We start from the raw sequence: 10585 nt of genomic DNA, 5'->3' as shown, positions 1-10585 counted from the left end.
AGGCCGACAGCCGGAAGCCGGTCAGCCGCGGCCGGCTCGGGCCAGCAGGTCGTCCCAGACCTGGGCGACCCTGGCCTCCAGGTCGTCCAGGTCGTCCTCGTTGTCGATCACGATGTCGGCGATCGCCAGCCGGTCCTGGCGGGTCGCCTGCGCCGCGATGCGGGCCTTGGCGTCGTGCTCCGGCATGCCGCGGTGCTCGGCCAGGCGGGCGATGCGCACCTCGTCGGCGGCGTCCACGACGATCACCACGTCGTACATCGGCGCCAGCCGGTTCTCCGCGAGCAGCGGCACGTCGTAGACCATGATCGCGTCGTCGGCCGTCTGCCTCTGCAGGTCGGCGACCCGCTCCCCCACCAGCGGATGCACGATGCCGTTGAGCGTCGCCAGCTTGTCGGGGTCGGCGAAGACGATGGCCCCCAGCTTCTCCCGGTTGAGTGAGCCGTCAGGGTGCAGCACCTCGTCGCCGAACACGGCCACCACGCGAGCCAGGCCCGGAGTGCCGGGCTCCACCACCTCGCGGGCGATCTTGTCGGCGTCGATCACGACGGCGCCCCGCGCCGCGAGGCGCTTGGAGACCTCGCTCTTGCCCGATCCGATGCCGCCGGTGAGGCCGATTTTCAGCACGCGGAAAGCCTAGCCGTGATCGGGAATCAGCGGCGCATGTGGACCAAGGTGAGATGGTCGTCCATGCGCTCCCTGTGGGTCTCGCGGTAGCCCAGGCTGCGGTAGAGGCGCAGGTTGCCGTCGGACAGGTGGCCGGTGAACAGGTCGAAGGCCGTCGCCTCCGGCATCCGCTCGTGCAGCGTCCGTATCAGCGCCCGGCCCAGGCCCTGACGCTGCCGGTCGGGGGCCACCACCAGGCGGCCGACCAGGCAGGTGGTGCCGGCCAGCTGGCCGCGTACGGCTCCCACGATCCGGCCGGCGTCGGTGGCCTTGAGCACGAGGCCGGTCTCGATGGCCTTGCGGACCTGCTCCACGGACTCCAGGAGCGGCGGCAGGAAGGGGTCGCCGTACAGCTGTGCCTCGGTGACGTACGCGGCCCGCTGCAGGGTGAGGATCTCACCGGCGTCCTCCGGCAGCGCACGCTCGATTTCCACGCGAGCACCTTACTGCAGCCTCACCCCAGCGGGACCTACCGCGCCCCATTCAGAGCTCCCTTCAGAAGCTCCTACCGAGCCCCTTCCAGAAGCCGCTACCGCGCCCCTTCCAGAGCTCCTTCCGGTGTCCCTCCCAGCCGCCCGTCCACTCGCCCTTCCAGGGTTTCGAAGAAGGTGCGGATGCTCCGTACCAGCGGCTCAGACGAGTTCATCGCCACCATGTGGCTGTCGCCGTGCTCGCCCGCCCAGTGGACCACCCGATTCCCGCGCTCGGCGATGCGCCGCAGCAGCGGAGAGCCGCCGTGCGACACCCCGCTCGGCACCACGGTCTGGTTGATCGGCATGCCCGCCGCCGCCTCGTAGTACGTCCACGAGGACGAGCCGCCGGTCGCGGTCAGCCAGTAGAGGCTCGCGTTCGTGAGCACCAGGTCACGGTCGATGGGCTCGGCGGCCTCCTCATCGGGCCAGCCGTCGAACTCCTTGAACCGCTCCACCAGGTAGGCCAGCTGCGCCACCGGCGAGTCGGTGAAGCCGAAGCTCAGCGTCTGCGGCCGGTTGGCGAGGTACGGGCCGTAGCCGCTGCCTCCGGCGAACCGCTGGGTCAGGTCCGCGAGCTCGGCCAGCTCCGCCTCGGTGGCGTCGGCGAGCTCGGCCGGGTCGCCAGTGGGGATGCCGAGTCCGGCGGTGATGTGCGAGCCGATCACGTGATCGCTGTCGATGGCCGCCAGTTGTGGGGTGACCAGGGCACCGGCGTCGTTGCCGTGGGCGCCGTACCGCTCGTACCCGAGCCGTTCCATCAGCTCGGCCCAGGTCCGCGCCACCCGTACGATGCTCCAGGGCCGCTCGTCGGCGGGCTCGGGGAATGGCGAGAAGCCGAAGCCGGGCAGCGAGGGGGCCACCACGTGGAAGGCCGTGGCCGGGTCGAGGCCGTGGGCGCGCGGGTCGGTGAGCGGGCCGATGACGTTCAGGAATTCGGCGACGGCGTTCGGCCAGCTGTGCGTGAGGATCAGCGGCAGCGCGCCGGGCTCCGGCGAGCGGACGTGCAGGAAGTGCACGCGCTGCCCGTCGATGTCCGTGGTGAACTGCGGGAAGGCGTTGAGCTTGGCCTCCTGCGCCCGCCAGTCGAACCCGTCGGCCCAGTACGCGGCCAGCTCACGCAGGTAGCCGACCGGGACGCCCCGGCTCCAGCCGCCGCCGGGCAGGGTCCGCGGCCAGCGGGTACGGATGAGCCGGTCCTTCAGGTCGTCAAGGTCGGCTTGCGGAATGGTGATGCGGAAGGGTTCGATCATGCGGCAACCCTAGGAAGCATCGCGGAAAGCGACGTTCCGCATTAACCCAAAAGAAAAACCCCGCACCGGATGGTGCGGGGTCTTTCTCTGTCAGCTAGTCAACCAGGTCAGCTCTGGCCGCCCGCGAGCTTCTCGCGCAGAGCCGCGAGAGCCTCGTCGGAGGCGAGGGCGCCGGCCGCCGGAGCGGACGAGCCCGAGCTGCTGGCCGGAGCCGCGGTCTCACCGGTGTAGGACGAGGGAGCGGCTTCGCCCGCCTCGGCCTCCGCCTTGCGAGCCTCTTCGATCTGCTTCTTGTGCGCCTCGAAGCGGGTCTGGGCCTCGGCGTACTGCCGCTCCCACTCCTCGCGCTGCTTGTCGAAGCCCTCGAGCCACTCACCGGTCTCCGAGTCGAAGCCCTCGGGGTAGATGTAGTTGCCCTGGTCGTCGTAGGTCGCCGCCATGCCGTAGAGCGTCGGGTCGAACTCGACCTCGGCGCCACTGACACCCTCGTTGGCCTGCTTCAGCGACAGGCTGATGCGACGCCGGTCGAGGTCGATGTCGATGATCTTGACGAAGATCTCGTCGCCGACCTGGACGACCTGCTCCGGGATCTCCACGTGGCGCTCGGCCAGCTCGGAGATGTGGACCAGGCCCTCGATGCCCTCCTCGACCCGGACGAACGCGCCGAACGGCACCAGCTTGGTGACGCGACCCGGCACGACCTGGCCGATCTGGTGGGTGCGGGCGAACTGCTGCCACGGGTCTTCCTGAGTGGCCTTGAGCGACAGGGAGACGCGCTCGCGCTCCATGTCGACATCGAGGACCTCGACCGTGACCTCCTGGCCGACCTCGACAACCTCGGAGGGGTGGTCGATGTGCTTCCAGGACAGCTCGGACACGTGGACCAGGCCGTCGACGCCGCCGAGATCCACGAACGCACCGAAGTTGACGATCGAGGAGACGACGCCCTTGCGGACCTGCCCCTTCTGGAGGGTGTTGAGGAACGTCTGGCGAACCTCGGACTGCGTCTGCTCGAGCCAGGCGCGGCGGGACAGGACCACGTTATTGCGGTTCTTGTCCAGCTCGATGATCTTCGCCTCGAGCTCGCGGCCGACGTACGGCTGCAGGTCGCGGACACGGCGCATCTCGACCAGGGACGCCGGCAGGAAGCCACGGAGGCCGATGTCGAGGATGAGTCCACCCTTGACGACCTCGATGACGGTGCCGGTGACGATGCCGTCCTCGTCCTTGATCTTTTCGATCGTGCCCCAGGCGCGCTCGTACTGAGCGCGCTTCTTGGACAGGATCAGGCGGCCCTCTTTGTCCTCCTTCTGGAGAACCAGGGCTTCGACGTGTTCGCCGACCTCCACGACGTCCGCTGGGTCGACATCGTGCTTGATCGAAAGCTCACGCGAGGGGATGACACCCTCGGTCTTGTAGCCGATATCGAGAAGGACCTCGTCTCGATCGACCTTGACGACGGTGCCCTCGACGATGTCGCCGTCGTTGAAGTACTTGATGGTCTCGTCGATCGCTGCGAGGAAGGCTTCCTCGGACCCGATGTCGTTGACCGCTACCTGCGGGGTGCTCGAGGTGGCCTCAGTGCTGGACGTCATGTGTGGAATTGCTCCGAACGCGGACAGGATGTCGATGTGGCGGACGCGCGGCAGGCCCTCTTCCGCATCAAGCCGAGGAAATAACGACATCGACGTGACCGAGCGCGAGCCCGCTCCGTCTGAGGCGCGCGCGAGCCCACAGCGCAGCGATCAGCATATGAGACGTTGAGCGTGGGGTCAATCCAACCGGCCCCGCACTGGTCAGTAAACGATCAGCTGATCTTTCCGCTTCGGGGTGATATTACCCTGAAGACGCTGCGGGATGGAGATCTTCGTGGGATCCCCGTCGGAGACGTAGCGGTCCCCAGGGTGCTTGTTCAGCCACTCCAGCCAGTACTGCGAGCACCATTTGCGGCATTCGCCCTTTTTGCCGTTGCTTTGGATGCGCTGGATGGCCACGGGGTCGAATTTTTTCGCAAAGGGCGAAAGCGACGGCTCGGCCCCGGCCAGGAAGACCCCGGCGAAGTCGTAGGACGTGCCGTCCCACTCACCGTGCCGGGCGATCTTCTTCGGGTGCGGCATCGCCCCGAACGGCAGGGCCATGGTGACGGCCGGCCCGGCGCCGAGCTTCTTCAGCAGCCGTTCGAGCCGGACGATCTGCTCCTTGACCTTCTTCTTCCGCATGGCGGCCAGATTGGGGTGGGACCAGGTGTGGTTGGCCACCTCGAACCCGTGCTCGACCAGCCACCGCACGGCCGCCGCCTGCTGGTCGGGCTGCCGCAGCCCGAACGGGTCGTGGTTGATCCACAGCGTGGCGACCGGCCGGAACTCGGGATAGCGCCGGGCCACGTCGAGGAGCACCCCGACCGCGGTGTCCGGCGCGGGGTTGCCGCTCGCGTCGAGCCTGAAGTGACTCTCGTGCCCGTCGTCGAAGGTCAGCACCACGGGGAACCGGCCGGCGGGCACCCGGATGTCACGGGTGGCGAACTCCTTGGCGGTGATCGGCGCGTAGCCCTGCTTGGCCAGCTTCTCCAGCTCTTTGCGCAGCTGGTCGGGCGTGCGGTCGATGGAGGCGATCCGCTTCTTGAGTATCCGGTGGTACATCAGCACCGGCACCAGCCCGAGCTCGTTGGCCTTGACCTGCTTGGCGAACTCCGGCGTGGACACCACCCCGGGCGGCTCGGCGAACGTCGGCACGGGCTCGGCGGGGGTGGGCTGCGCGGACTGCTCGATCTTGGCCACCGCCGGCGGCCCGGGCACGGACCGGCCGGAGGAGGACTGCAGCATCAGCCCGATGACCGCCACTGACACGACTATGACGTTCGCGAGGGCGATTAACCGGGGGAAGGACGCTGACGATCGCACAAGGCTCCCGTGCCACTCGGGGGAAATTACCCTCAGGGTAGTCCAGAACCCCGTACTGGCCGCTGTTCGCGACCCGCCGGATCACCCTGCTTCACGGCGTGGGACCGCCGCCGCTCAGCGCCGGACGGTCCCACCGGACAAAGATCGACTTGCCCCACCGTACGGGGATAAACGTCCGGTACGACGAGACCGTCCACGCGGCCCCTCACGCTCACCGTCACGAGCGCCAGGGGCCCGGTCAGCCGGATCGGCCTCGCGAGCCCCCACACTCGTCGTCACGAGCATCGGCGGCCGGTTCCCAGGATCGGCCGCGGGAGCCGTCACGAGCGTCGGCGGCCGGTCAGTGGCCCGCGTCCTCCCAGGTGCGGCCGACGCCCACGGAGACCTCCAGCGGGACCCGCAGGTGGTAGGCGGCGTTCATCTGGTCGCACACGAGGGCGCGGAGCCGGTCGAGCTCGCCGGGGGCCACCTCGAACACCAGCTCGTCGTGGACCTGCAGCAGCATCCGCGAGCCCAGCCCTTCCTCCCTCATCGCCTGGGAGACGTTGAGCATGGCCACCTTGATGATGTCGGCCGCCGAGCCCTGGATGGGCGCGTTGAGCGCCATGCGCTCGGCCATCTCGCGGCGCTGCCGGTTGTCGCTGGTCAGGTCGGGCAGGTAGCGGCGGCGGCCCATGATGGTCTCGGTGTAGCCGTCGGTGCGCGCCTGCTGGACGATGGCCTGCAGGAAGTCGCGGACGCCGCCGAACTCCTGGAAGTATTCCTCCTTGAGCGCCCGCGCCTCGGCCACCGGGATGTTGAGCTGCCCGGACAGCCCGAAGTCGGACAGGCCGTAGGCGAGGCCGTAGTTCATCGCCTTGATGCGTGCCCGCAGCTCGCCGTCGATCTGCTCGGGCGGCAGGTCGAAGACCCGGGCCGCGGTCGCCTGGTGGAAGTCGTGGCCGGACTCGAAGGAGGCGATCAGCGCCTCGTCACCCGACAGGTGGGCCATGATGCGCAGCTCGATCTGGCTGTAGTCGGCCGTGAGCAGCGTCTCGTAGCCCGCGCCGACCACGAAGCCCTGCCGGATGCGGCGGCCCTCGGAGGTGCGGATCGGGATGTTCTGGAGATTGGGCTTTTCGGATGACAGGCGGCCCGTGGCCGCGATGATCTGGTTGAACGTGGTGTGGATCCGCCCGTCGTCGGAGACCTCCTTGATCAGGCCCTCGACGGTGGTGCGCAGCTTGGTCTGGTCGCGGTGGCGCAACATGATGACCGGCAGCTCGTGCTCGGTCTGCGTGGCGAGCCAGGCCAGCTGGTCGGCGTCGGTGCTGTAGCCGGTCTTGATCTTCTTCGTCTTGGGCAGGTTGAGCTTGGTGAACAGGATCTCCTGCAGCTGCTTGGGCGAGCCCAGGTTGAACTGCTCGCCGACGGCCGCGTGCGCCTCCTCGACCGCGTGCTTGACCGCGGCGCCGAACTCGGCCTCCAGAGCGGCGAAGTATTCGCTGTCGACGGCGATGCCCGCGCGCTCGATCTCCGCCAGCACGGTCAGCAGCGGGAGCTCCACGTCGGTCAGCAGCTGGGTGCCGCCGCGGCCGGTCAGGAAGGTCTCCAGCGCCTCGGCCAGCTCACGCACGGCATGGGCGCGCAGCGCCAGGTCCTTGGCCGGGGCGTCCTCGTCGTCGCCGAACAGCGCGGCCTGCCCGCTGGACTCCTCCTCGGCGCGCAGGTCGCGGTTGAGGTAGCGCCGGGCCAGGTCTTCGAGGGCGAAGGTGCGCTGGCCGGGCATCGCCAGATAGGCCGCCAGGGCCGTGTCGCAGGTCAGGCCCTTGAGGCTCATGCCCTGCGACCAGAGCGCGAGGATCGGGCCCTTGGCGTCGTGGACGGCCTTGGGCCGGTCGGTGTCGGCCAGCCAGGCCCGCAGCGCGACCTCGTCGGACTCGGTGAGCTTGACCGGGTCGATGAAGGCGGCCGTGCCGTCGGGCGAGGCGATCGCGAGGGCGTCGATGCGCCCGGTGCCGCTGCCGTAGGCGCCCTTGAAGGCCAGGCCCGCCCGGCCGGCGGGCAGCGCGGACAGCCAGCCCGCGACCCGGTCGGGGCCGAGGATGATGGTCTCCACCTCGAAGCCCTGGTCGGGCTCCTGCTCGCCGGTGCCGAGCACCTTGAAGACGCGCTCGCGCAGCTCGCCGCGGATCTGCAGCGTGTCGAAGAGCTTGTTGACCTCTTCGCGCTCCCAGACGCCCTGCTTGAGCTCGCCCAGCTCGACCTCCATCGGGACGTCGCGGAGCAGCTCGGTGAGCCGGCGGTTCATCAGCACCTGGGCGACGTGCTCGCGCAGCTTGTCGCCGACCTTGCCCTTGACCTCGTCGACCCGGTCGACCAGCGCGGTCAGCGAGCCGAACTCGCGCACCCACTTGGCGGCGGTCTTCTCGCCGACGCTGGGGATGCTGAGCAGGTTGTCGCTGGGGTCGCCGCGCAGCGCCGCGAAGTCAGGGTATTGGACCGGGGTCAGGCCGTATTTCTCCTCGACGGCCTCGGGGGTGAACCTGGTCATGTCGCTGATGCCACGGCGGGTCATCAGGACCGTGACGTGCTCGTCGACCAGCTGGAGCGCGTCGCGGTCGCCGGTGACGATCAGCACGTTCATGCCCTCGGCGCTGGCCCGGGTGGCGAGCGTGGCGATGAGGTCGTCGGCCTCGAACCCGGCCTTGGACATGCGCGGGACGCGCAGCGTGTCGAGGAGCTCGTAGATGAGCTGCATCTGGCCCCGGAAGTCTTCGGGGGTCTCGCTCCTGTTGGCCTTGTAGTCGGCGTACTCCTCGTGCCGGAACGTCGGCTCCGACCGGTCGAACGCGACGGCCACGTGCGACGGCTGCTCGTCGCGCAGGATGTTGGTCAGCATCGAGGTGAACCCGTAGACCGCCTCGGTGTGCTGACCGTCGGTGGTCATGAGGTTGGCGTCCTTGAGCGCGTAGAACGCGCGATAGGCCAGGGAATGCCCGTCGAGCAGCAACAGGCACGGGCGGCTGGGGGTCACTTCACTCTTCGGCACACAAGCAGCCTAGTCTCCATCTCCGACAGAAAACCTGAGCTCGGAAGACTGGAGGACTCCCCTTGACGCGGATCGACCCGGTGGATTTCCAGACGTTGAACGCCGTCCACGAAGGCACGCTCCCCGACCGGATGGGCATCGAGTTCGTCGAGGCCAGCGCGGAGCGGGTCGTGGGCCGGATGCCGGTCGCGGGCAACACCCAGCCGTACGGCCTGCTGCACGGCGGCGCGTCCGTCGTGCTCGCCGAGACGCTGGGGTCGACCGGCGCGGCCATCCACGCGGGAGCGGACCGCATCGCCGTCGGCATCGAGATCAACGCCACCCACCACCGCTCGGCCACCTCCGGCTTCGTCACCGGCGTGGCGACCCGGCTGCACGGCGGCCGCTCGCTGGCCACGTACGAGATCGAGATCACCGACGAGCAGGGGCGGCGCGTGTGCACCTCCCGGCTGACCTGCATGTTGCGCGATCGCTGACCCGCGTGCCATGCGCGTGACACACGTGCTGTGCGATCGACGACGTACACGCGGCATGATCGGCGACCCCCGGGCTGCGTGATCACTGAACGCCACGCGACTTTCCGGCTCTCTTTGCACACGAGCCCCGTGGGTCGCTACGGTTGTCCGAGCGGAGCCCGCGGGGAGGCCGAGTAGATAACGTGTGAGGCCGGGGAAGCCCTACATGGTCCCAAAGGTCCTCTTCCGCGGGCTCGTTCACGTTCTGCAGCGATGGCTATGCATTAGCACCCCTGAAGCGCCAGGCGTCTAGCGGCATTTAGCCCCTGACCTGCCGTCTTGGTTCCTCACGCGAGCGACACGCACGTGTCACTAATTGGTGACGAACGATACTGAACCGGGCGCGACCAGAATAAGCTCCCGCCACAGCATCCAGTTTTGTTGTGCCTGCGATGCCCACGTGTCGAGATGGAGGGGCACAACCCCGCCTTGACCTATTTGAGGGAGCACCATTGCGCAGAGCCGTGATCGCGTTCACGGCCTTCCTGGGTGGACTCATCTTCCTGCTCGCGGTCCCCGCCCAGGCGGCGGCCCCCGATCAGGGTTTGAAGGGAACACTCAAACTCCAAGGCCAACCAGTGAACGGCGTGAAAATCGTCGTGACCACCGAAGGCGGACAACCCGTCAAGGAGGTCACAAGCAACGCCCAGGGCGCGTGGGAGGTCCCGGTCGACAAACCGGGCAAGTACAAGGTCACGCTGGATGTCAAGACGCTTCCTGCCAACGCGGCGATCCGGGGCGGCAACGCCGTCCGCACCCCGACCGTCTTTTCCGGCAACATGTCCACCGTCTTGTTCGCCTTGCAGCCCAAGGGTGCGGCGGGCCAACCGGCCCCGGACGAGGGCGCCGAGACCAGCCCCTTCTTGGACCAGGCGGCACAGCTCACCTTCGAGGGCCTGAACCTCGGCCTGATCATCGCGCTGGCCGCGCTCGGCCTCTCGCTGATCTACGGCACCACGGGCCTGACCAACTTCGCCCACGGTGAGCTCGTCACGATGGGCGCGCTGCTCGCCTACCTGTTCAACGTGGGCTTCGGCCTGCATCTGATCCCCGCGGCCGTGATCGCGGTGATCGCGGGAGGCGCGCTCGGCTACCTTCAGGACCGCTTCTTCTGGGGGCAGCTGCGCAGGCGCGGCACCGGCACCATCGCCATGATGATCATCTCGATCGGCGTGGCGCTCTTCCTGCGCTATGTCTTCCTGATCCTGTTCGGCGGGCAGAACGAGTCGTTCGCCCAATACACCGCGCAGCCGGGCATCGAGATCGGCCCGATCTCCGCGGCTCCGAAGAACTTCGTCGCGATGGGCATCGAGCTGGTCGTCCTCATCATCGTCGGCCTGGCGCTGCTGCGCACCCGCACCGGCAAGGCGGCCCGCGCGGTCGCCGACAACCCGGCGCTGGCCGCCTCCTCGGGCATCAACGTCGACCGGGTCATCCGCATCATCTGGACCACGGGCGGCGCCATCGCCGCGCTGGCCGGCATCATGCTCGGCCTGTCGCAAAACCTGAAATACACCATGGGCCAGGACATCCTGCTGCTCATCTTCGCCGGTGTGACGCTCGGCGGGCTCGGCACCGCGTTCGGCGCCCTGGTGGGCTCGCTCGTGGTCGGCCTGTTCATCCAGGTCTCCACGCTGTGGGTGCCGCCGGAGCTCAAGAGCGTCGGCGCGCTGGCCGTACTCATCATCGTGCTCCTCTTCCGGCCACAGGGCATCCTGGGCCGCCGAGAGCGGATCGGCTGACGGGGGGAGTC

At 68.5% G+C, this 10585-nt stretch carries 8 protein-coding genes; 2 read left to right on the top strand and 6 right to left on the bottom strand.

Annotated elements, in window-relative coordinates; translation table 11 throughout:
- Positions 1-21: 21 nt before the first annotated feature.
- From coaE to polA, 6 genes are all read right to left on the bottom strand, one after another.
- A complete protein-coding gene (gene coaE / locus AB0C30_RS19740) occupies positions 22-624 on the bottom strand; it encodes a dephospho-CoA kinase (protein ID WP_357945604.1) in 603 nt (200 codons plus the stop codon).
- Positions 625-650: 26 nt separating this feature from the next.
- Positions 651-1097 carry a GNAT family N-acetyltransferase gene (locus AB0C30_RS19735; protein ID WP_357945601.1) on the bottom strand — a complete coding sequence of 149 codons (447 nt, stop codon included), beginning with the start codon at positions 1095-1097 and terminating at the stop codon, positions 651-653.
- 95 nt (positions 1098-1192) lie between these two features.
- The gene (locus AB0C30_RS19730; protein WP_357945598.1) at positions 1193-2386 is read right to left on the bottom strand and encodes an epoxide hydrolase; all 1194 of its coding nucleotides are present in this window, start codon (positions 2384-2386) and stop codon (positions 1193-1195) included.
- Positions 2387-2493: 107 nt separating this feature from the next.
- Complete coding sequence (gene rpsA, locus AB0C30_RS19725; protein WP_225291707.1) at positions 2494-3981, bottom strand: 30S ribosomal protein S1; 1488 nt, start codon at positions 3979-3981, stop codon at positions 2494-2496.
- A 201-nt stretch (positions 3982-4182) separates the two neighbouring features.
- Positions 4183-5232 (bottom strand): polysaccharide deacetylase family protein, encoded by a 1050-nt coding sequence (locus AB0C30_RS19720; RefSeq protein ID WP_357945595.1) that lies wholly within the window; start codon positions 5230-5232, stop codon positions 4183-4185.
- 394 nt (positions 5233-5626) lie between these two features.
- Entirely contained in the window at positions 5627-8317 is a 2691-nt protein-coding gene (gene polA, locus AB0C30_RS19715; RefSeq protein WP_357945592.1) for a DNA polymerase I, read from the bottom strand.
- A gap of 131 nt (positions 8318-8448) precedes the next feature.
- Here polA and AB0C30_RS19710 point away from each other — a divergent pair, with 131 nt between their 5' ends.
- Both AB0C30_RS19710 and AB0C30_RS19705 read left to right on the top strand, forming a co-directional pair.
- On the top strand, positions 8449-8793 hold the full coding sequence (locus AB0C30_RS19710; RefSeq protein WP_225291836.1) for a hotdog fold thioesterase: 345 nt from the start codon (positions 8449-8451) through the stop codon (positions 8791-8793).
- Positions 8794-9284: 491 nt separating this feature from the next.
- Positions 9285-10574, top strand: a complete 1290-nt coding sequence (locus tag AB0C30_RS19705; protein ID WP_357945590.1) for a branched-chain amino acid ABC transporter permease — start codon at positions 9285-9287, stop codon at positions 10572-10574.
- Positions 10575-10585 lie beyond the last annotated feature (11 nt).

Source organism: Nonomuraea sp. NPDC048901 (assembly GCF_040649695.1).
Lineage (GTDB): Bacteria > Actinomycetota > Actinomycetes > Streptosporangiales > Streptosporangiaceae > Nonomuraea.
This window is presented reverse-complemented; position numbering and strand designations above follow the sequence as displayed.